At 67.9% G+C, this 21733-nt stretch carries 22 protein-coding genes; 14 read left to right on the top strand and 8 right to left on the bottom strand.

Going from position 1 to position 21733, the window contains the following annotated elements; genetic code table 11:
- Nucleotides 1-72 precede the first annotated feature (72 nt).
- A complete protein-coding gene (locus tag ACYVF6_RS44030; RefSeq protein WP_460532365.1) occupies nt 73-1401 on the top strand; it encodes a calcium-binding protein in 1329 nt (442 codons plus the stop codon).
- A 66-nt stretch (nt 1402-1467) separates the two neighbouring features.
- Here the strand turns inward: ACYVF6_RS44030 and ACYVF6_RS44025 are convergent, their stop codons facing one another.
- Nucleotides 1468-2268, bottom strand: coding sequence for a hypothetical protein (locus ACYVF6_RS44025; RefSeq protein ID WP_460532362.1), 801 nt, complete (start codon nt 2266-2268; stop codon nt 1468-1470).
- Nucleotides 2265-2777 carry an RNA polymerase sigma factor gene (locus ACYVF6_RS44020; RefSeq protein WP_460532359.1) on the bottom strand — a complete coding sequence of 171 codons (513 nt, stop codon included), beginning with the start codon at nt 2775-2777 and terminating at the stop codon, nt 2265-2267. Before ACYVF6_RS44020 ends, ACYVF6_RS44025 begins: the two co-directional genes overlap by 4 nt.
- Nucleotides 2778-2886: 109 nt before the next feature.
- Between ACYVF6_RS44020 and ACYVF6_RS44015 the strand changes: the two genes are divergently transcribed.
- Together ACYVF6_RS44015 and ACYVF6_RS44010 are read left to right on the top strand one after the other, a co-directional pair.
- Nucleotides 2887-3657 (top strand): hypothetical protein, encoded by a 771-nt coding sequence (locus ACYVF6_RS44015; protein ID WP_460532356.1) that lies wholly within the window; start codon nt 2887-2889, stop codon nt 3655-3657.
- A 94-nt stretch (nt 3658-3751) separates the two neighbouring features.
- Nucleotides 3752-4075 carry a YciI family protein gene (locus ACYVF6_RS44010; RefSeq protein ID WP_460532353.1) on the top strand — a complete coding sequence of 108 codons (324 nt, stop codon included), beginning with the start codon at nt 3752-3754 and terminating at the stop codon, nt 4073-4075.
- A gap of 7 nt (nt 4076-4082) precedes the next feature.
- Here the strand turns inward: ACYVF6_RS44010 and ACYVF6_RS44005 are convergent, their stop codons facing one another.
- The 6 genes from ACYVF6_RS44005 to ACYVF6_RS43980 form a co-directional block, all read right to left on the bottom strand.
- Nucleotides 4083-4751, bottom strand: a complete 669-nt coding sequence (locus tag ACYVF6_RS44005; protein ID WP_460532350.1) for a DNA alkylation repair protein — start codon at nt 4749-4751, stop codon at nt 4083-4085.
- 12 nt (nt 4752-4763) lie between these two features.
- Complete coding sequence (locus tag ACYVF6_RS44000) at nt 4764-4928, bottom strand: AAA family ATPase (protein WP_460532347.1); 165 nt, start codon at nt 4926-4928, stop codon at nt 4764-4766.
- A gap of 6 nt (nt 4929-4934) precedes the next feature.
- Nucleotides 4935-5924: an alpha/beta fold hydrolase gene (locus tag ACYVF6_RS43995; protein WP_460532344.1), complete on the bottom strand. Its 990-nt coding sequence runs from the start codon at nt 5922-5924 to the stop codon at nt 4935-4937.
- A 109-nt stretch (nt 5925-6033) separates the two neighbouring features.
- Nucleotides 6034-7266 carry a cytochrome P450 gene (locus ACYVF6_RS43990; RefSeq protein WP_460532341.1) on the bottom strand — a complete coding sequence of 411 codons (1233 nt, stop codon included), beginning with the start codon at nt 7264-7266 and terminating at the stop codon, nt 6034-6036.
- Between the two features lie 9 nt (nt 7267-7275).
- Nucleotides 7276-8307: a Rossmann-fold NAD(P)-binding domain-containing protein gene (locus tag ACYVF6_RS43985; protein ID WP_460532338.1), complete on the bottom strand. Its 1032-nt coding sequence runs from the start codon at nt 8305-8307 to the stop codon at nt 7276-7278.
- Nucleotides 8308-8441: 134 nt separating this feature from the next.
- The gene (locus tag ACYVF6_RS43980; protein ID WP_460532335.1) at nt 8442-9299 is read right to left on the bottom strand and encodes a hypothetical protein; all 858 of its coding nucleotides are present in this window, start codon (nt 9297-9299) and stop codon (nt 8442-8444) included.
- Between the two features lie 57 nt (nt 9300-9356).
- Between ACYVF6_RS43980 and ACYVF6_RS43975 the strand changes: the two genes are divergently transcribed.
- The 11 genes from ACYVF6_RS43975 (at nt 9357) to ACYVF6_RS43925 (ending at nt 21682) form a co-directional block, all read left to right on the top strand.
- Nucleotides 9357-10352 carry a glycoside hydrolase family 26 protein gene (locus tag ACYVF6_RS43975; RefSeq protein ID WP_460532332.1) on the top strand — a complete coding sequence of 332 codons (996 nt, stop codon included), beginning with the start codon at nt 9357-9359 and terminating at the stop codon, nt 10350-10352.
- Nucleotides 10353-10438: 86 nt separating this feature from the next.
- The gene (locus ACYVF6_RS43970; RefSeq protein ID WP_460532329.1) at nt 10439-11593 is read left to right on the top strand and encodes a PP2C family protein-serine/threonine phosphatase; all 1155 of its coding nucleotides are present in this window, start codon (nt 10439-10441) and stop codon (nt 11591-11593) included.
- Between the two features lie 6 nt (nt 11594-11599).
- Nucleotides 11600-13543, top strand: coding sequence for a glycosyltransferase family protein (locus tag ACYVF6_RS43965; RefSeq protein ID WP_460532326.1), 1944 nt, complete (start codon nt 11600-11602; stop codon nt 13541-13543).
- Nucleotides 13543-13878 (top strand): STAS domain-containing protein, encoded by a 336-nt coding sequence (locus tag ACYVF6_RS43960; protein WP_460532323.1) that lies wholly within the window; start codon nt 13543-13545, stop codon nt 13876-13878. The genes ACYVF6_RS43965 and ACYVF6_RS43960 overlap by 1 nt, the downstream gene beginning before the upstream one ends.
- The gene (locus tag ACYVF6_RS43955) at nt 13868-14275 is read left to right on the top strand and encodes an ATP-binding protein (protein WP_460532320.1); all 408 of its coding nucleotides are present in this window, start codon (nt 13868-13870) and stop codon (nt 14273-14275) included. The genes ACYVF6_RS43960 and ACYVF6_RS43955 overlap by 11 nt, the downstream gene beginning before the upstream one ends.
- A gap of 122 nt (nt 14276-14397) precedes the next feature.
- Complete coding sequence (locus ACYVF6_RS43950; RefSeq protein WP_460532317.1) at nt 14398-15417, top strand: PLL family lectin; 1020 nt, start codon at nt 14398-14400, stop codon at nt 15415-15417.
- Nucleotides 15414-16844, top strand: a complete 1431-nt coding sequence (locus ACYVF6_RS43945) for a hypothetical protein (protein WP_460532314.1) — start codon at nt 15414-15416, stop codon at nt 16842-16844. Before ACYVF6_RS43950 ends, ACYVF6_RS43945 begins: the two co-directional genes overlap by 4 nt.
- A 14-nt stretch (nt 16845-16858) precedes the next feature.
- Nucleotides 16859-17950 carry a GDSL-type esterase/lipase family protein gene (locus tag ACYVF6_RS43940; RefSeq protein ID WP_460532311.1) on the top strand — a complete coding sequence of 364 codons (1092 nt, stop codon included), beginning with the start codon at nt 16859-16861 and terminating at the stop codon, nt 17948-17950.
- A 163-nt stretch (nt 17951-18113) separates the two neighbouring features.
- Entirely contained in the window at nt 18114-20504 is a 2391-nt protein-coding gene (locus ACYVF6_RS43935; RefSeq protein WP_460532308.1) for a transglycosylase domain-containing protein, read from the top strand.
- 356 nt (nt 20505-20860) lie between these two features.
- Nucleotides 20861-21337, top strand: coding sequence for a S26 family signal peptidase (locus ACYVF6_RS43930; RefSeq protein ID WP_460532305.1), 477 nt, complete (start codon nt 20861-20863; stop codon nt 21335-21337).
- 102 nt (nt 21338-21439) lie between these two features.
- Nucleotides 21440-21682, top strand: coding sequence for a hypothetical protein (locus ACYVF6_RS43925; RefSeq protein WP_460532302.1), 243 nt, complete (start codon nt 21440-21442; stop codon nt 21680-21682).
- Nucleotides 21683-21733 lie beyond the last annotated feature (51 nt).

Raw genomic sequence — 21733 nt, 5'->3', positions numbered from 1 at the left:
CCATCGGTTGTCAATCGTTTGCCCATCGCCGCCAGCGACCGTCCTTTCCGTTCGGAAACACACATCACAGGCATGGGAGAACGAGTAATGGGGGAACACAGCGCACGGACCTGGCTGTCCGGAGCGGCAGCGGCCGTCCTTGGTGCGGCCGTCATGGCGATGGCGCCCGCGGCGCTCGCGGACACGGGCACGGTGGTCCAGCGCGACCTGAACAACGGGTACTCGATACTCGCCGCGGACGGCCGGATCAACGAGATCACGGTCGCCGAGACCGACACACCGACCGCCACCGTGCTGACGGTGGCCGACACCGGGGACATCGTGATCCCCGGCGACGACTGCACGGCCGTCAGTGATCATGAGGTCAACTGCGTCCTGATCAGCAACCCGCGGCTGGACATCAGCACCGGTGACCTCGATGACACCGTGGTCGTCCGCGGCCCGCTCGGGGGTGTGATCCACGCCGGTGCGGGCGACGATTCTGTCGTCACCGGGGACGCCCCCGGAACCAACCTCGTCACCGGTGACGCGGGCAGCGACACACTCACCGGCGGCAGCAACGGCGACCGCCTGCTCGGCGGCGCCGGCGACGACCGGCTGTTCGGCAACGGCAGCAACGACACGCTCGACGGTGGCCCCGGCGCGGACCGGATGAACGGCGGCGACGGCACCGACTTCTTCGTGTCGTCCGACACCGTGAACGACGGAGCCGATGTGATCGACGGCGGCTTCCTCGGCGGTGGCGTCATCTACTCCTCGAGGACCGTACCGATCTCGATCACCTTGGACGGCATCGCCAACGACGGCGCGGCCGGTGAGAACGACACGCTGATCAACATCACCCAGTTCGTCGGCGGCCAGAACAACGACACGATGGCCGGCGACAACGGCAGCGCGCTGTTCTTCGGCGGTCCGGGCAACGACACGTTGGACGGCGCCGGCGGGACGGACTCGCTGGACGGTGGTCCGGGCAACGACACCCTGCTCGGCGGGCCAGGCCCGGTCGGCACGGTGCCCGACAACGACCTCATCTTCGGCGGTACCGGTATCGACACCGTGCGGTACGCGGGCCGGGTCGTCCCGGTGACCGTCAACCTCAGCTTCGGGCCCGGCGACGGTGCCGCTGGTGAGAACGACAACGTCCCGGACACTGTGGAGAACGTGGTCGGCGGCAACGCGGGCGACACTCTGATCGGCAGCACGTTGGCCAACCGGCTCAGCGGCGGAGACGGCATCGACCGCCTGTCCGGCGGAGCCGGCGCCGACCAGCTTCTCGGCGAGAACGGGAACGACACGCTGGACGGCGTCGACAACGTGAACGGCAACGACCAGGTGAACGGCGGCCAGAACACCGACACCTGCACCGCCGATGTTGGTGACACGATCGTCAACTGCGAGTAGGCACAGCTCCACACCTGCGGCCCGCCGGCCCCGCGCCGGCGGGCCGCAGCCCCGTTCAAACGTCCCTTATCTGCCAGGAACCCCTTCCGGGACGAGCTGCTTCAGCAGCTTCCCGCTCGCGTCGTACGCGCGGACCAGCGTCGGCATCCGCCGGGACTGGCTCAGCTTCCACGGGAGCAGTCCCCTGGACCGCTCCGGCCACCACGCGACGTACCACCCGTCCTGGACAGTCGCCTGCAGCTCGGTCCCGTCGTCGAGCGTGACGACCAGGTGGTCGACTGTCGGCCCGGCCTGGCCGGAGATCTCGCTCAACGCGTCACCTTCGGCGCCCGATCTGCTCATGCTCTCGACGGTGAACACCGAGTCGCCGACCGGCTCGATGGGGTAGTCGATCAAGCCCGCGTTGGCGGCGACGAACTTCAGGACGCCCGCCGACCGGTCGATACCGAGGAAGCTGCAGGAGAGGGCGTACGGACCGGCCTGACCCCGCGCCGCCGAGCGGCTGGCCCGCAGATCGACGATCACCACCGCGCTGTTGCCTCGCAGGTCGACGATCACCGGTTGTTCGCGGTGATCGGCCGGCAAGATTTCGTCCATGCTCAGACAGTGTTCGCCCAGCTCGGCAACGAGGTCCGGGTCGGCTCTCTGCGGCGCGGCCGACCACGCCGAAGCCAGGTCGGAAGGCGTCGGCCAGAGCACCACACCGGCGGCGGCCACAGCCAGCCCGGAGGCGGTGGCGGCGATCAACACCCGCCGCCCAAACCGGGACGGGGCCCGGCCGGTCTCGAGCGGACGGAGGTCGTCCGGCTGCACCGTTCGCGCCGCGCCGTCCAGTGCTTCGCGGAGCCGGTTCTCAGTAGCGTTCATGATTGGTCTCCCAGGGTCTTGGCGAGCGAGGCCAGCGCTCGGGCAGCGGTCGACTTGACGGTGCCGCGGCTGATCCGCAGCGTGCGAGCGATCTCCTCCTCGCTGAGGTCGAAGTAGTAGCGCAGAACGAGCACCTGCTTGCGCCGGATCGGCAGTGCGGCGAGCGCCCGCAGCACCGCACGGCGTTCTTCGCCGAGCACCACCTCCGCCTCTGCCGACCACACCGGTGGCTGGTCGGGCTCGGTGCCGAAGCGGCGGATCACAGCCCGCTTGCGTAGAACGGATCGGCAGGTGTTGATCACGGCCGAACGGATGTACGGCAGCGCGTTCTCGCGGTCGCCGATCCGTTCCCACCGCGAGCACACCCGAGTGAAGACGTCCTGTACCACGTCCTCGGCGGTCGCTCGGTCGCCCACGAAGAACAGCGCAAGCCGAACCAGCTCGAGCTGTCTCTGCCGAAACAGCTCGGTCAGGCCGGCCTCGTCTGTTCGGCCCGAGGCGCTTTCCATCACCCTCGCCTTGTCGATGTTCACATTGCTGACACGCTCGAACGTCGGTCAGGTTGCTCGCCGGGCTTCGGTCTCATTCGTCCAATCCCAGGAGGGGTACGTTCGGTACGTGTCGAAGAGCGTCACGGAGTACGCCCGGCGGGTGCGTCTGGCGCAGGTGCTCGTGGCCGTGCTGCAACTGGTGCCGGCAGCCATGCTCCTCACCGTCGGCGGCATCGGAGCGGTGCGGTACAGCCCGATCGCTCTGGTCGTACCGCTCGCCGTCCTCGGCCTGTGCCTGTGGCAGCTGCGCAGCGCATGGTGGCGGCCGCACCGTTGGGCGGTCGCCGGATCCTATGCCGGCATACCCGCTGGGCTCGCGACCGGCGCGGCGGCCGGCCTGTCGGCGAGCGCCGCCGGCGGCCGGCCTCCCGGGACGGCGGTGCTGCCGGCGTTCGCCTGCGCCGCCGGTGTTCCGCTCCTGATCCTGTTGGCGGCGTACGGACTACGCGCCTATGCACTGCGGGCAGAGCCGTCCCAGCTCGCGGCGTCCCGGCTCGAACTCCCCTTTCGCCTGGCCGGCACGTCAGCCGTCGCGCTCGTCGGCAAGCACGACTTGACGTTGTACCGGACGTCCCAGAACAACTATCGGGCAAGCCTGGTCAACCGCACCCAGCGCACCAGTGTGTCCCTCGAGCAGATGCATGTGCACCAGGTGCGGACTCTGGACGCACCGGCCGAGATCGAGCTGCCGGGCATGCACTATCCCGCCCGGGTTCGAGCCGGCACCCGGGTCGTGTTTCTCCAAGCCGGCCGAGACCGCTGGATGCTTCCGGTCGTCGACGCCGAGTCGTTCGTCGACGTGATCCGTCTCCGAAAGCAGCCCACAGAGCACCGGTGACTTTCCCGCGCCGTCCCGGCGCCGAGTCCGAGGTTCGTTGCAGAATGAGAACCCGCCCGCGACAGGCGTGGCGAACCACAGGAGATGATGCGACATGCAGTACCTGCTTTCGGTGATCCACGACCAGGCCAACGACGCCACCCCGGACGAGCAGGCCGCCATCACGGTGCTCGACGACCGGATGCGGGCGGACGGAAACTGGGTGTTCGCCGGAGGTCTCGCCGAGCCCACCACGTCCACCGTCATCGACAACCGGGACGGAACCCCGATCTTCACCGACGGGCCGTTCGTGGAGACGAAGGAGTTCATCGCAGGTCTCTGGATCATCGAGGCGCCCGACCTGGACGCGGCACTCGCGCTGGCCGCCGAGGGCTCGAAGGCCTGCAACCGCAGGCTCGAGGTGCGGCCATTCCTGTGAACGGCCGTTACCCCGCCTGTCGGCGCACCATCTCGGCGATCCAGACCGGCGCGAACGGAGAGGTGCAGCCTGGGGGAGTGGGGTAGTCCTTGAGCACCTCCAGCCGCTCGCCGATGCCGATCGCCCGGCCGCGGAGCTCGGGGTGCTCGATGCCGATCTGGGCCAGGCAGTGGTTCATCGCCCATTGCAGGCGATCCGGGGCGTCCTTCAGCTCCGCCTCGATGACGTCGAGCAGTCCTGCGAGGTCGAGTGCCTCGGGCTGCTTCGCCACCCGCTCGGTGGTCAGCGCCCAGCCGGCGCTCGCCACCACCGGATCCGGATCGGCGAACCAGGTCAGGCGCAGCTGTTCGGAGTGCGGGCTCTTCTTCACCACGTAGGCGACCAGCCAGTCGTGCACCTTGGGTATGCGGGCGTCGCGCAGCATGGCGTCCAGCTCGTCGCGCTCGAACGCCTTCGGGCGGCAGATCAGGATCGCCAGCAGTCTCGCTGCCGTATCGCCGGTCGGCCAGAGCCTGCCCGCGAGCTCGTGCTGGGTCTTCAGCCGCTTCGCGATCGCGCGCAGCTTGCCGAGGTTGACGCCGTGATCGTCACCGTGCTTCTCGTTCACGGCACGTACCTTCGGATCCTCGAGCCCGGCCAGCTCGGCCATCACCTCGGCCACCGTCGTCTCAGCCATGTCAGCCATCTTTCACCCGGCGTGCCGGATCGGACCGCACGCCCACGTCAGAAGCTGCCGGAGCATCCACTCGTCCGGGCTGAATCGGACCGCCGGCAGGTCAGCCGCCAGCCGCCGCGCACAGGTCGTCTTACCCGCCCCTACCAAGCCACACAACAGGTGGACCCGTGCGCTCATACACCATCAGTCCGGCAGGTCGGTGAGGAAGTCGACGAGCGCGGCGTTGACCTCGGCCGGCCGCTCCTGCTGGGTCCAGTGGCCGCAACCCGGCAGCAGGCGTACGTCCCGGATGGCAGGCACGAAGAGCTTGAAGCCGGCCAGTAACCGATCCATGCCGGCGAACCCGACCACGAGATCGCGGTCGCCCGCGAGGTAGAGCGCGGGAACGGTCACCTTGGCCCCGGCGAACGGCGCCAGCAGCTCCCAGTTGCGGTCGATGTTGCGGTACCAGTTGAGAGCTCCGCGAAAGCCCGTGCGCTCGAACTCGGAGGTGTAGGCGTCGATGTCGTTCTCGGTCAGCCAGCCGGGCAGCACATCCGGCGCCTTGCCGCCGCGCAGGAATCCCGCGCCGTAGGGCACCATGCTCAGGTCCGGGCCGACTCCGGCGCCGGTCTCGGCGTCGCCGCGCGGCGCGTCGCCGGACGCGCCGAAGAACATGGCCCGCACCGAGTTGCGGACGTCGCGTTCCAGCTCGGCTTCGGCAACGCCGGGCTCCTGGAAGTAGAGCTGGTAGAACTGCGCGTCCTCGGTCCTCGGCATCGCGTCGGTCGGGCGCGTGCTTCCGCGCGGCCGGAACGGCACGCTGAGACCGGCGACCGCGCGGAAGCGATCGGGCCGTAACAGTGCCGCGTGCCATGCCACTGCCGCGCCCCAGTCGTGGCCGACGATCACCGCTGTCTGTGCCTCGAGCGCGTCGAGCAGGCCCACCATGTCGCCCACCAGGTGGAAGAGGGTGTACTGGTCGATCGCCTCCGGCTGGTCGCTCCGGCCGTAGCCACGCATGTCGGGAGCCACGGCACGGAAGCCCGCCTCGGCGAGCGCTGCGATCTGATGCCGCCAGGAGTACGACGACTCCGGGAAACCGTGGCACAACAACACCACGGGTCCCTCGCCCTGCTCGGCGACGTTCAGGTGGATGCCGTTGGTCTCGACCACCCGCTGGACAGCCATCATCGGCCTTCCTGTGCTGGGAAACCGCGCTCGTCCTCGGCCACGAACCCGGCGAACGTCGTCGGCGCGTCCGCCAGGACCTGGCCGATCACAGAATAGGCACCGCCCGCGGTCACGTCCACCGAGGCGAGGACGGGTCCCAGGTGACGGGGAGCTCCGCCAGGCTGAGGAAGGCGTACTCCCTGATGGTGAGCTGGTCGGCGGGTACGGCGAGTCGCAGGGTGGGGAGCCGCCGGAACAGCGTGTCGAACACGACCTGCAGCTCGAGCCGTGCCAGGGCCTGGCCGAGGCACTGGTGCACGCCGTATCCGAACGCGACGTGGTGTCGCGCCTGGCGGCGGATGTCGAAGGTGTCGGGGTCGGGGAAGGCGGCCTCGTCGCGGTTGGCGCCGGCGGCGACCGGGATCACGCCGTCTCCGGCCGCGATGACCTGGCCGGCGATCTCGATGGTGTCGGTGGCGACCCGGGTCGGTGAGATGTGGAAGACGCTGATGTAGCGCAGCAGTTCCTCGACCGCACCCGGCAGCAGGGACGGGTCCGCGCGAAGCAACGCGAGCTGCTCCGGATTACGCAGGAACGCGAGGACGCCGAGGCCGATCATGTTGGTCGTGGTCTCGTGGCCGGCGGTGATCAGCAGCCGGATGGCGGGAACGAGCTCGTCGTGGGTGAGGGCCTGATTGGCGAGTTGCTCGTGTACGAGCGCGCTGATCATGCCGTCGTCGGGATGCTGCCGCTTCTCGGCGATGAGGCGGTCGACGTAGGCCAGCATCTTGTCGGTGGCCAGCTGAACGGCCTCGGGTGACGTGCCCAGGGTGTTCCGTTCGTTGTCGAGTTCCTGGAGGTGGAACCGGTCCTCGAGAGGGAGACCGAGCACCCGGCAGATCGTCCGGGCGGGGACCTCACACGCCAGCTGGGTAACGAGGTCGACCGGCGGACCGGCCTCCTCGATGCCGGTGATCAGGTCGTCGACGACCTCGGTGACGATCGGGCGGAAGGCCTCGACCCGCTTGACCGAGAAGTACCGGGTGAAGACCCGGCGAAGCCGGCGGTGGTCGAGATCGTCCATGGTGATGAACGTCCGGCCGGATCGTTCCAGCGTGGCGCGTCCCGGGCTCGGGAACGGGAACCCGCGGTGGCCGCGGTCGGCGCTGATCCGCGGGTCGCTCAGCAACGACCTCACCTCGGCGTAGCCGGTGACCAGCCAGGCGACCCTGCCGTCCCACAGCCTGACCCTGACGACCCCGCCGGCTTCCCGGGCCCGGCGGTACCCAGCCGGCGGGTCCAGCGGGGTCTCCCTGGTCATCGGGAACGCCGGCGGTTCCGAGGTGTCGTCGAGGAGCGTCATGGTGATCCCTCACCTTCGTTCGCGTAGCGGCGAGCGGGCCGCCTCGGGATTGAGGACGCGGCGCTCCGCACTCACGTCACCCGTGCGTTCGAACTCCAGGGCGATCTCGACCGCGCTGCGCCCGAGCTGCGCTCTCGCGTCCTCGGAGTACCACGCGACGTGCGGCGTGATGATGACGTCCTCCCGGTCCGGCAACGAGGTCTGGCCGACGACGTCTGGCTCCTCGTCGAGTACGTCGAGGCCGGCGCCGGAGATCCGACCGGATTCCAGTGCACGTTCCAGCGCCTGGGTGTCGACGAGCGAGCCGCGGGCGGTGTTGACGATCACGGGTGCCCGGCGCATCCGGCCGAACGCCATCTCGTCCAGCAGATGCCGGTTCTCCGGTGTCGAGGGGATGTGCAGGCTGATCACGTCGCTGCACTCGAGGATCTGCTCGAACGACACCGGGTGAGCGCCGGCGGCGGCGAACCGTTCCGGCGGCACCCCCGGATCGTGCGCGATGACGGACATGCCGAGCGCCGCGACCCGTCCGGCCACGGCCGAACCGATCGTGCCGAGACCGATCAGCCCGCAGGTCCGCCCGCTCAACCGGCGTACCGGCGCGGCGTAGGAGACATCGGCCCAGTCGCCCGCGCCCTGCCGGGCGAAGGAGGGGAGGCGTCTGGCGGCGGCGAGCAGCAGGAGCAACGTGTGGTCGGCGACCTCCTCGACGCAGTAGTCGGTGATGTTCGTGACCACGATGCCTTGCTCGGTCGCCGCCTCCAGGTCGATCTTGTCGACACCGACGCCGGCCCGCACCAGAAGCTCGAGCCTGGGCAACCGGCGCAGCACTTCGCGGGTGACCGGACAACCGCCCACGATCAGCACGCGCGCAGCTGCCGCGAGGGCGAAGTCGCGGCCGGTCGGCTCGTCACCGAGCACGTGGTAGGGCACGTCCTGTTCGTCGAGGCAGCGCACGGCCTCGGCGAGGAACGGCGCGCCCGCACTCCACACGGCGATCACGCCGGCCTCGCCGGCCGAGGGCTTGATATGGCACGCCATTCCATGTCGGCGACTCTAAATTGAGCGCGCCGAACGGTCAATGGCCGAGGCCAAGGAAACCGCGGCCGGAGCGAATATGGAACGTCATGCCACATCCATCCTCGCGACCGAGGTCCGCGACGCTGACGAAGGGCTCAGCGGCTGGCCTGTGCCGAGGTCGCCGACCACTTCGTCGTGCTCTGGGAGACGACCGCCCGCCAGTAGCGGCTCGACGACGCGTAGACCTTCTTCGTCGCGATGCCGTAGGTGCTGTTGGAGGTGGCCGTGCCCGCGGACTTCCAGGTGGTCGTTCCGGGCAGCCGGTACTGGAAGCCGACGGTGGCGCCTGTCCATTTCGTGTAGGCGCCGGAGTTGACGCTGTAGTAGCGCGGCCGTGCGGTGACGGTGACGTACTTGCCGGACCGCGCGGTGGAGATGGTCATGGTCGTCCGGGCCTTGATGCTCACGGTGGTGGACGTGGCGTCGCTGGCGTTCACCGTGTCGGTGTCGGTGTAGGCCAGGACGTCCGACGGCCCGACCCGGAAGACGCCGAGGCCTTCGACCTTGGGGCACCAGTGCCAGTTGGTGACGGCGTTCGGCTGGAACCACTGGTGGCCGATGCGAGTGGTTCCCCGGTAGATGGAGGTGCTGACGTCGAGGTACCAGACGCTCGGGTCGATCGACACGGTCATGGTGACCGGAACGCTCTGGCAGCCGATCGAGGCGACACTGAGGTTCTGCGCGCGGAAGCCCGTGATGTCGGCGATCGGGACGTCTGCGCGCGCGGCGGGCAGCATGGCAGCGACGCCGAGCACGGACAGGCCGGCGACGGCAAGGATTCTGTGGTGGCGACGGACCGGCTGCATGCCGAACTCCTCGGGGCTGAACGGAACTGCTTGGTGCACGTTCAGTCTCAGCCCGGATCCGATGCGGAGCCATGGCACGAACGTCTTCCGGGTACCGCCGAACGGTCCTTCCGCAACATAACTTTCAGTAGTGCCGAAGGTGCTCATCGTGATAGTTTGGTGCCGTTCTGGCGGTATCGCAGGAATCCACTTGCGGAGATGATCATGGGCACTTCTGCCGAAGATCGCGTGGGCGGCCTGTTGTCCCGGCGACGTGCGCTCACGCTGTTGGCGTCCACTCCTTTCTTCCTGTCCAAGCCGGCTCAGCCCGCGTTCGCCTCGGAGGGCGCGGACGAAGTAGCCGCGCTCCCGTCGACGACCTGGTTCTGTGCCGCCGTGCCCGGGCTGCCGGGCGACCTCACCGAGCTCAACAACCTGGCCGCCAAGGTCGGCAAGAAACCACGTATCGCCTCGTGGTACACCGCCTGGACGCTCAACAGCGACTTCCCCGCTTCTCAGGCCAACCAGGTCGCCCTCAACGGCTCGCTGCCGGAGGTCGTCTGGGAGCCCTGGGACCCGGCTGAGGGCACCTTCCAGCCGGCGTACACGCTCGACCGCATCACCAGCGGCGCCTTTGACCCCTACATCCGCAAGTGGGCGCAGCAGATCCGCACCTACGCCAGGACAGTGCTGATCCGCTTCGCCCACGAGATGAACGGCAACTGGTATCCCTGGTCGGAACAGGTCAACAACAACGGGCCTGGCGACTACATCGCGGCCTGGAGGCACGTCCACGGCATCTTCACCGCCGAGCGGGCCACGAACGTGCAGTGGCGCTGGTCGCCCAACGTTCCCTATCCCGGCTCGACACCCCTGCCGGCCCTCTATCCGGGTGACTCCTACGTCACCCACGTCGCGCTCGACGGCTACAACTGGTCCACTCTGCTGCCGGGTGGTTCGTGGCAGTCGTTCTGGCAGATCTTCCAGTCCGGCATCACAACGGTCCGCGGCCTCACCAGCAAACCTCTCTACATCGGCGAGACGGCCTGCACCGAGACCGACGGCGACAAGGCCGCCTGGATCACCGACATGTTCGCCACGCTCAACCAGCACCTGGAGATTCGTGGCTTCACGTGGTTCAACTACAACAAGGAAACCGACTGGCGGATCGAAAGCTCCCAGGCCTCGCTGAACGCGTTCAAGGCCGGGCTGACCACCTGAGCCCTTCGCGTCAAGATCGGATTGCATATCCGAGTGGCCGAGGTGGGTAGAGGACCTCCAGACCGAGCCTGCCGAGGGGTGGAACCGTGGCTGTGAAGGAAGCCGAGCGCCTGGAGGCGCTGGATGCGCTGCACGTGCTGGATACTCCGCCCGAACCGCGCTTCGATCGGGTGGTTCGGCTCGCGCAGCGGCTGTTCGGCGTACCGCTGGCCGCCGTCACGCTGCTCGACGACACCCGCCAGTGGTACAAGGCGAAGGTGGGCTTCAGCCGAACGGAAGTGCCGCGGCAGTCGACGTTCTGCGACCTCACGATCCAGCAGCCCGGCCCACTGATCATCCCGGACACCTTCGCCGACGACAGGTTCCGGGAGCATCCGGCCGCCGTCCTGGCCGGCCTGCGCTTCTACGCCGGACACCCCCTGACCGTCCGCGGCGAGTTCAGGGTGGGGACGTTGTGCCTGGCCGACCTCCACCCACGGCAGTTCTCCACCGCCGATGCCGCGTTGCTGACCGACCTGGCCGCCTGGGTGGAGAAGGAGCTCACCATCGAGGACGAGCTCAGGCGTGCCAGCGCCCTGCAGCAGAGCCTGTATCCCAGGCAGACGCCGCGGCTGCGCGGATACGACCTGGCCGGTGTCTGCCTGTCCGCCGGGGAGGTCGGCGGCGACTTCTTCGACTGGCAGCTGACCGGTAACCGACTGCAGTTCGTCATCGGGGACGCGATGGGCAAGGGCCTGCCGGCGGCGATCACGGCCGCGGGCGTACGCGCCATGCTCAAGGGCCTGTGGCACGTCGGCGACCTGGGATCGGCGATGGAGATCGCGGCGCGCGGGCTGGAGTCGGACTTCTCCGAGGCCTCGTCGTTCGTCACGCTGTTCTACGCCAGGCTCGACATCGTCCGCCATCGGCTGTTCTACGTCGACGCCGGGCACGGGCTGACCCAGATCGTCGGCAGGGACGGCGGTCAACGGCGGCTCAGCGCGGGCGGGCTCCCGCTCGGCGTCACAGACGACGCGTTCGTGACGCAGGAGGAGCACCTCGACCCCGGCGACACCTTGATCTGCGTCAGCGACGGCTATCTCGAGCTGTTCCCGAAATCGGAGGACGCCCTGGGCGCCGCGGCCGCGGCCTGCGGCGACACGACCAGCGCGCAGGAGCTCGTCGACCTGATCGCCTGGCATGCGACCAGGCGCCCGGCGACCGACGACGTGACCGTGCTGGTGCTGCGGCGGGCGGGATAGGCAACGATGCGCCGGCAGGTCATCCGCGTTCTCGCCGCACTCTCGGTGACGCTCGGGACCTTCTATGTCGGCTGGCGATGGCTGTTCTCGGTCAACTGGCCGAACTGGTGGATCGCCGTCCCACTCGTTGTCGCCGAGACCTACACGCTGATCGACGCGTTCCTGTTCGGACTGACCGTCTGGCGGGTCAAGCACCGCGGCGAGCCGCCGGACCCGCCCGCGGGCCTGACGGTCGATGTCTTCGTCACCACCTACAACGAACCGGTCGAACTCGTCGAGACGACGGCCAACGCCGCCTGCCGGATCGCCTACCCCCACCAGACCTGGATCCTCGACGACGGCGCACGAGCAGAGATGCGCGAGCTGGCCGATCGGCTCGGTATCGGCTACATCGTGCGCAGCCAGGACTGGGTCGGCAAGCCACGGCACGCCAAGGCGGGCAACCTGAACAACGCGCTGCTCATGACCAACGGCGAGTTCATGCTGATCCTCGACGCCGACCAGGTTCCGTACCCGCGGATCCTCGACCGGACGCTGGGCTACTTCGACGACCCGAAGGTCGCGTTCGTGCAGACACCACAGTGGTTCGACAACGTCACCGAGTCGGATCCGCTGGGCAGCCAGGCCCGTCTGTTCTACGGACCGATCCAGCAGGGCAAGGACGGGTGGAACGCCGCGTTCTTCTGCGGCTCCAACGGCGTCCTGCGGCGTGAGGCGATCATGGAGCTCGGCGTCGTGGGCTACGTCCGCGAGGTCGACCGCGCCGTCCGGCAGACGCTGGGCACCGCCGACCGGATCCTGCGGCGGGCGGCCGCGGCGGCCGAGGACGGCCCTGCCACCCGCACCGCGATCGCGCACGTCCGTACGGCCGTCGCCCACGCTCGTACCCGCCTGGCCGACGGCGATCCGGTCGCCGAGCTGACCTATGAGTTCCAGCGCCGCGTCGACACCGTGGCGCAGACGATCGTCGCGGAGGACCTGGCGGCGATCCGTGCCGACCTCGAAGCCCTCGGCGAGTCAGCGATCGACATCGACGACCAGCTGGGCATGCCGGTCGTCGACGACCAGGCCATGGAGCGACTCGCCACCCGCGACTGGTCACCGCTCGGCGCGGTCGAGGCCGTCCAGAAGCTCGTCACCGACCTCAACATCGACCGGGCGGGCGAGGCCCATCCGGTGATGCCGGTGACCACGGCGTCCGTCACCGAGGACATGGCCACCAGCATGCGGCTGCACGCCCAGGGCTGGGCCTCCGTCTACCATCCCGAAATTCTCGCCGACGGTCTCGCTCCGGAAGACCTGCGCACCATGCTCCGGCAACGGCTGCGATGGGCGCAGGGGACCATCCAGATCGCACTCCAGCAGAGTCCGCTCACGTTGCCCGGCCTGACCTGGCCGCAGCGCCTGATGTACCTCACGACGATCTGGACCTACCTGTCCGGGTTCGCCACGGTGGTCTTCCTCGCGGCGCCGGTGATCTATCTGTGCTTCGGCGTTCTCCCGGTCCGCTCGTTCGGTATCGAGTTCATCGCTCACTTCGTGCCGTACTTCGTCGTCAACCAGCTGTTGTTCCTCGTCGTCGGATATGGGTTCAGGACCTGGCGCGGCCACCAGTACAGCGTCGCCCTGTTCCCGCTGTGGATCCAGGCGTGTGTCACCGCCGCGGCCAACGTCTGGTTCGGCAGGCCGCTCGGCTTCGCCGTCACGCCCAAGACCCGGCAGCACTACCAAGGTTTCGCCTGGCGGTCGATCCTGCCCCAGCTCGTCGCGATCGCGCTGCTCGTCGTGGCCTGCGTGGCGGGTGTGGCCCGGCTGCTGACCGGTAACGCCAGCGCGCTCGGCGTTTCGGTCAACCTCGTCTGGTCGGTCTACAACCTCGTGATCCTCAGCGTGGTCTTCCAAGCCGCGCGTTACCAGGCACCCGAACGTTCGCTGAAGCTGGAGGCCTGATGGACCTGACCAAGCAGATCGTCAACCCGACCACGGCGGTAGTCGGATGCAAAGGGCGGCTCACCATGGTCACCGCGCTGCAGCTCAAGGCGTTCATCGACGAAACCGTCGCCGCCGGCCACAACCACATCGTGATCGACCTCGCCGAAACCGGTTTCATCGACTCCTCCGGCCTCGGCGTGCTCATCGGGGGCCTCAAGCACACCAGACAGTCCGGCGGCGACCTGCGTATCGCCGCGCCCACCGAACAGGTCCGGGCCGCCCTCGATCTCACCAAGCTCGACAGGATTCTCCGGCCCTACGACCAGGTACAGAGCGCCGTCGATGCCTGGTGAGTACGCACTTGACGCGTTCGCGGTTCCCCAGAGCCTCGAGCTCCTCCACCAGCTCTTCGAGCGCGTGGCGGTCGACCATCCCCGTATCCCCCCGATCGACCTCTCCCTCGTCGAGACCGCGGTGATCGAGATCGCGGGCAACGTCATCGAACACGGACAACCACCCGGCGAAGTCGAATGGCAGCTCCGCCTCGACGTCCATCCGGATCACCTCGGCGCCGTCCTCACCGACACCAGCACGAAGCAGGCCCCCGACCCAGGCACGGCCACCACCGCCGAGCCACTCAGCGAGTCAGGCCGAGGCCTCGCCCTCGCCCGCGCGGCCGTGCACGAGCTCACGTATCAACGCCGCGATGACCACAACACGTGGACGATGACCCGCCGATACACCGGCTGACAACGGCTGGTACTAATTTCCGGCTCGTTCGCCTTTATCCAAAAATATTGACAAGCCCTCTCGGCCTGAACACGATGTGGTTCGAGCATCTTGTCCAGTGGTGCCGACATAGGGAACCGCTCATGAAGAGATGGATCGCTCTGTTGCTGGTGCTCACCGCGATCGCGGCGGCGGCCGGGTTCTCCGGGCCGGCCCGGGAGGCAGCGGCGAGCTGCCGGACGGCACCAATCGCCGCGGCGGCTGCGCCACCGACTCGGACCAACGACCAACCCACGCTGGACCTGTTCGCCAGGGGCACCGACAATCAGCTGTACCACCGCTGGTGGACCGCTGGGAATCCCTGGACGTGCTGGGAGAGCTTGCAGGGCAACGTGGCTTCCGCGGCAGGCGTCGCCTCCCATGGCGCGGGCATCCTGCACCTGGGCGTCCTCGGAAACGACGGTCGCGTCATCGACCGGTCGTTCGTCAACTCCGGATACCTCGGAGCCGGCTGGAGCAACTGGACGACTCTCGGCACCCAGCAGTTCAGTTCCGCACCGGCGGCCGCGTCGTGGAGCGACAGTCACTTCGAGATGTTCGTCCGCGGCAGGGACGACAAGATCTGGCACAACTGGTACCGCTTCGGTGGCGGTGGCTGGAGCGGCTGGTACGCCTTCGACGGCGCCCAGACCTTCGCCGAAGCGCCGGCCGCGGTCTCGTATGCGCCAGACCGTCTCCACGTCTTCGCCAAGGGCAGCGACGGCCGGATCTACGAACGTCACCACCTGGGCAGTGGCACGTGGAGCGCCTGGGCGGCCCTTGGCAGCAACACCTTCGCCTCCGGTCCGGCGGCGGTGTCGTGGGACTCCACCCACCTCGAGGTGTTCGCCCGTGGTACGGACGACAAGATCTGGCACAACTGGTACCGCTTCGGTGGCGGTGGCTGGAGCGGCTGGTACGCCTTCGACGGCGCCCAGACCTTCACCGAAGCGCCCGCCGCGGCCACTCACGCCCCAGGCACTCTCAACCTCTTCGCCCTCGGCACCGACCATCGCGTCTGGCAGCGCTACCACCTCGGCGGCGGCCAATGGAGCGCGTGGGAGCGCATGGGCGACGAACAGTTCACCTCCGCACCTACCGCGGCCTCGTGGAGCAACCGATGACTGGACACGAACGCACCTTCCGGCAGGCGTCGGGCCGGATCGACCGGCGGCATCTGCTGGGTCTGACGGTGGCGGCCGCGGGCGCCGTGGCGGTGCCGGATCCGCTGACCACCCTGTTGTCGGAACGCGGGGCCTCGTCCGCCTCGTCCGCCTCGGCCGCGTCGTCCGCCGGATTCGAGGCGGCGGCGCCGGCGGCGGGAACGGTCCCGGACATCCTGAGCGACGAGATCTACCCGATCGGCTTCTTCTGGCCACCGCCACAGGCGGAGACAACGCAGGCGAGATACGACGAGATCGCCGAGTGCGGGATCAACCTGGTCCTCGGCGGCAACGACGTCGTCGACATGCCGGCCAACGACGCCATGCTCCGTAGCGCCGCCGGTGCGGGGCTGCGGGCGTTGCCCGTCGACGGGAGCCGGATCTCGAACGCCGTACCCTGCCCTGGCTGGCGAGACAACATCCTGCGCACGCTGGAGCAGTATCAGGCCTATCCCGCGTTCGCGGGCTTCCGGATCGCGGATGAGCCGAATCCCGTGCACTATCCGCGGCTGCGGATGATCGCCGATGTGCTGAAGGAAAACCCACCGCGGTACCTCAGCCATTTCAACCTGGTACCGGTCTACAACGCCAACGCCGATGCGGCCTACCGGGAGCACCTGTCCCGGTTCATCGCGCAGGTCGACCCGGCGTTCGTTTCGTTCGACCACTATCCGTTGTTCACCGACGGAACCCTCCGGGCGACGTACTTCCTCAACCACATGCGCGTCCGCAACGCCGGGCTGGCCGCCGGCCTCCCGACCTGGGTGTACCTCCAGGTGGTCGACCACTGGAACCTCAAACGACCGACTCGCGCGGAGCTGGCGTGGCAGATCAACGTCTCACTCGCCTACGGATGCAAGGGAATCAAGTACTTCACCTACTGGACGCCGGTCAACCGGCCGGACTTCGAGTTCGGCACCGCACTGATCGACAAGGCCGGGCGCAGGACACAGCTCTACTACGATACTGGAGACCTCAACCGGAACTACCTGCAACCGGTGGGGCGGGAGCTCAAGCACAGGACAAGTGAATCGGTCGTGCACGCGAACGACTCGCCGCTCCCGCTGGGCGCCGTGGCGTTCGCGCCGACGAGCTACCTGCAGGCCGTGTCCGGGAACCCGGTGATCCTCGGGCAGTTCAAGCAGGACGGCACCACGTCAGAGCGCTGGCTGCTGGTGGCGAACCGCTCGCGCAGTGCCGCCGGCTCGACCAGCCTCACGGTCGGCGCGGCCGTGTCGACCGTCGCGGTGTTCGATCCCGCGACCCGCACGTATCAGAGGATCCCGCTTACGTCGGGACGGTCGTTCCAGGTAGGTCTCGGGCCCGGCGAAGGCAGGCTCTACCAGCTCCTTCCGCCGGCCGAGCCTGCGTCATCGTCCCTACGCTGAAACGGATTCGCCACATGTTCGGACCTGCCGCGATCGCAGTAGTTCTGTCGGGAATGCTCGCCGGACTCACCGCTGGTGGGAGTTCGGTCGCGGCCGTGGCCGACTCCGGTGCCGAGCAACCCGTCCGCGTGATGCCGATGGGTTCTTCCACCGTTGCCGGCAGCACTCCGGGCGGGTTTCGGGTAGACCTGTGGCAACTGCTGGTCGCCGAAGGCTGGCCGGTCGACTTCGTGGGCTCGATGACGGATACCAGAACGCCGATCGGCGATCCGGATCACGAGGGGCACGGCGGCTACCGGATCGACCAGATGGCCGCGGAGGTCGTGGGATGGGTCACCGCGGCGCAGCCCGACATCGTGTTGCTGCATGCGGGAGCCAACGACGTTTTGCAGAACTATCAGCTGTCGACCGCGCCGGCCCGGCTCGGTGCGCTGATCGACCAGATCCTCGATACCCGGCATGGCACGAAGATCTACGTTTCGACGGTCGGCCCGGTGAACAAGGCGGATGTGCAGGCCCGCGCGAACGCGTTCAACGCGGCGATTCCCGGCGTTGTCGCCGAACGGTTCGACCGTGGCGACCCGGTCTACCTCGTCGACAACGCCGCGGCGCTCCAGCTGTCGGACGTCCGCAACGACCCGAACGGCGACTTCTACCACCTGACCCACAGCGGCAACGCGAAGCTGGCGGTTGGGTGGTACGCCGCGCTCACCTCGTCCCGGCCGCGACGATACGAAGCCGAGGATCCCTCGCACACCACCCTGAACCACGCGAGTGTGCTCAACACGCCGAACGCCTCGGAATACCGCAAGGTCGGGAAGATCGACCTCAACGACAGCTATCTGCAGTTCAGGATCGACCTGCCCGAGTCCGCGACGTACCGGATGTTCGTCCGCGGCGGTAACGGCATGGGTAGGACCTGCACCCACAAGGTAGCGGTCAACGGTCGCACCCCGCTGACGATGACGTACGCACCGTACGGCTGGGAGAACTGGACGATCACCAGCCTCGATCTGCCACTGACCGGCAGCACGAACACGATCCGCTTCACGCACGACACGTGCTATGCCGAGATCGACTCGATCTACCTGGTCGAGCAAGCCTGAACCCGCGCACTGGACGCCCCGGGTCGTAATTTTCCGCCTGAACGCATGCAACGTTATTGGCCGATCAGGGTGTCCTTACGTGTGAGATCAGACGAGCTCGAGGGGGGCATCTGTGCGTGTCGTAATGCCGGCAGGAATCGGGAGGGCCCGCCGACGGAAGCGGATGAGCGGACATCGGGTCACTGTCTGGGGAGTTGGCAGGGACCTCTTCCTGTTCTTGGTGGTAAGTGTTCTGGTCGGTCTGCTGGTCGCAGGGCTGACGGTTCCGTTCGCGGGTATGGCCGGCCTGGGTATGCAGTCGGCCACCAGCTCGTTCTACACGTTGCCTTCGGAGCTGCCGAAGCTCGATCCGCCGGAGCGCAGCCGGATGCTGGATGCCGACGGCAATGTGATCGCGACGTTCTTCGACCAGAATCGGGTCAATCTGGCAAGTCTGGACGATATCGCACCCGTGATGCGCAAGGCGCTCATCGCCATCGAGGACTCCCGGTTCTACCAGCACGGCCCGATGGACGCACAAGGTGCCGCCCGCGCCTTCGTCCGCAACAACCAGGCCGGCCAGACGACCCAGGGTGGGTCCAGCATCACCCAGCAGTACGTCAAGCAAGTTCTCGCCGAGAGCGCCGATTCGGCGGAGGAGCACCAGAAGGCACTGGAGGACTCCTACGGACGCAAGCTGCAGGAGTTGCGCTACGCCGTCGAGGTCGAGAAACAGCTGTCCAAGGACGACATCCTGCTCGGCTACCTCAACATCGTCTACTTCGGGGACGGGGTGTACGGCATCGAGGCGGCGGCCAAACACTACTTCAGCGTCCCCGCCAAGGACCTCACCCTTCCCCAGGCTGCGATGATCGCAGGTCTCGTCCGCGACCCGGTCTCCCTCGACGCCGAGAAGAACGAGGAGGCGGTGCACACCCGCCGCGATCTCGTGCTCTCGCGGATGTATGAGACCAAGGCGGTCCCCGAGGCCGAAGCTCGGGCCGCGATGAAGCAGCCGCTTGGCCTGAGGCTCACCGAGACACCCAACGGCTGCGCCAACAGCAGCCCGCAGTTCTTCTGCGACTATGCCGAAAGCCTCCTGCTTGCCGAGCCCGCGCTCGGGAACACCCGCGACGAGCGCCGCAAGCGGCTCTACGGGGGCGGCCTGACGATTCGTACGACTCTCGACCGGAAGGCGCAGAAGGCGGCCGAGGCCGCGATCCGGAAGGCAGTTCACCCGACCGACAACGCGGTCGCCGCGATCTCGATGGTCGAGCCCGGCACCGGACACCTCAAGGCGATGGCGCAGTCCCGCCCGATGCCGAGGGGCAGCAGCGCCAAGAAAGGTGAGACGTTCATCAACTACAACGTCGGCCGCAAGAGCCACGGCGGTCTCGGCTACCAGCCCGGTTCGACGTTCAAACCGTTCGTGATGGCGGCGGCGATCAAACAGGGAATCTCACTCGATGCCCGGCTGCCGTCTCCGGAGCGCGCGTACTTCCCGACCAGCATCAAGACCTGCAAGGGGCAGCATCGGACCAACGAGCCGGCGCCGGTGGTCAACTCCACGAAAGCTGAGGGCTCGACCAGTACGATCGTGAGCGGTACGACGCGTTCGGTGAACACGTTCTACGCCGAACTCGAGGCGCGCACCGGCGTTTGCGAACCGTTCAAGATGGCGACCGCGGCCGGCGTGCAGCGCGGAGACGGCGCACCACTGGAGCAGGTGCAGTCGTTCGTGCTCGGCGTCAACGAGGTGACACCCCTTTCGATGGCCGAGGCGTATGCGACGTTCGCCGCACGTGGCAAGCACTGCGACGCGACGCCGCTGATCGACGTGCGCGATCGCAGAGGTGCCAAGCTGCCGATCGCCGGTGCGGACTGCGAGCAGGTCATCCCGCAGGACGTCGCCGATGGCGTCAACTACGTCCTGCGTCAGGTCATCGACGGCGACGACCCAAGCCGTACGGCCAAGGCGATGCACTTGGACGGCCGCCAGGCAGCGGGCAAGACGGGGACGAACTCCGCCCGCAAGGTGGTGTCGTTCGCCGGCTACACCTCGAACCTCGCCGCGTTCGCGACGATCGCGGACGCACACCCGAGGCTGCGCACCCTGATCGGACAACGCATCGGCGGCGAGCAGGTTGGAAGGAACGAGGTCTGGGGTGGCCGCCTGTCCGGTCCGATCTGGAAGGCGGCGATGGAGGGCGCGCTCAAGGGCGTCGAGAGCCCGGACTTCACCGAGCCCGACCCGAAGGTGATCGAAGGCGTGAAGATCGACGTCCCACAGGTCGTCGGGATGGGCCGATGGCACGCCAGGAACGTCCTGAGGGATGCAGGCTTCAGTGTCGCGTTCGGAGACTCCGAGTACTCCTCGGAGCCCAAGGGCACGGTGATCAAGCAGTGGCCGGCCCACCGGGCGAGCGCCGGGAGCGTGATCACGCTGACGATCTCGGATGGGCCCGAGCCGTCGGACGACCCGCAGAAGAAGTGTGACCTGCCCAACCCGCCGCCGACATGCGACGGCTCGGATCCCGGGCCGGACCCGAGAAAGACGCCTCCCGAGGACGACTGACGCCAGTGGCGGACGAAGCCAAAGTGAAGCCGGACTGAAGGCATCGCACCGGACGATTGGAGGTACTGGTGAGGCCGGACCGGGTTCCCGACGGTGCCGGCGATCGAGAGAGGGGTGATCATGAAAGGTGTCGTGATCAGGCTGGGCGACCGCCTGCTGGCCAGGCTGGTGCCCCGTGTTCAGGCGGCCGCGTCCACTCAGACGTGCTTGCCGGTGCAGTGCCTGACCGCCCTGTGCCCGGACGGCACGATCGTGGACTGCTACAAGACCTGCTGTGACAACCCTGGCCATCCACCCTCGTGTGGCTCCTGCCGCTGCCCCTGCCCCTGATCGGGGTCAGGTAGCGAGGCACGCAAGTGGATGGGTTGATCTGGATAGGGACCGCTGGTCTCGGCATCCTCGCGCTCGCCGTTGGAACTGGTTTGTGGGCACGCCGCCGGCTCGTACTGGTGACAGTGGAAGGCTCGAGCATGGAGCCGACGCTGTTCCCCGGCGATCGCGTGCTGGTGCACCGGCGTGGCATCGCGCGGGTACGTCGAGGCCAGTTGGTCGTGCTCGAGCCGCCGCCGCTGGACGGCGTCCATCGCGTGTACGCCGGTGACGCGCCCGTCGATCATCGTCCGTGGAACATCAAGCGTGCGGTCGCCCTGCCCGGCGACCCGGTTCCGCCAAGTGTGACGCAGGTGGGAGACGCCGAGTGTGTCCCACCAGGGGCACTGGTCGTACTCGGCGACGGTGCGGTGAGCACGGACTCGCGCCAGCGCGGCTTCTACCTCGCCGCCGACCTTCTCGGTGTGGTGATGCGCCGGCTGGACCGGCCGAAGCCGAAGTGAAGCAGAACTGAAGGCACCGCCACGCAGGATTGAAGATGACTGGAGACGCCGGTCGGATTCTGATTTCTGGCTGGTGCCGGCAATTCGAAAGGAGAGTGGGACATGAGAGGTGTCATCACCAGCCTCGGTGATCGCCTGCTGGAGCGACTCGTGCCGAAGACGAAGGCCACGGCTTACCAAGGCTCGGCCGCGATACCGGCGGCGGGGTACAGGCGCTGCTACTGCGGTGACATCGGCTCGCCACCGCCAGGCAGCTCGTACCCGTGCTCATGGATCGAGAAGTACTGCGACAACAGCGGTTCCTGTACTCCGTGCTTCTTCATCGGCGGGAACTGCTGCGTGTAGGTCCTGGCGGCGCTGGCGCCCTGGTGGCGCGGGCCAGCTTCGTCCGGTCCG

Source organism: Flindersiella endophytica (genome assembly GCF_054779015.1).
The sequence above is the reverse complement of the archived record's forward strand: the minus strand, read 5'-3'. Positions and strand labels throughout refer to the sequence as shown.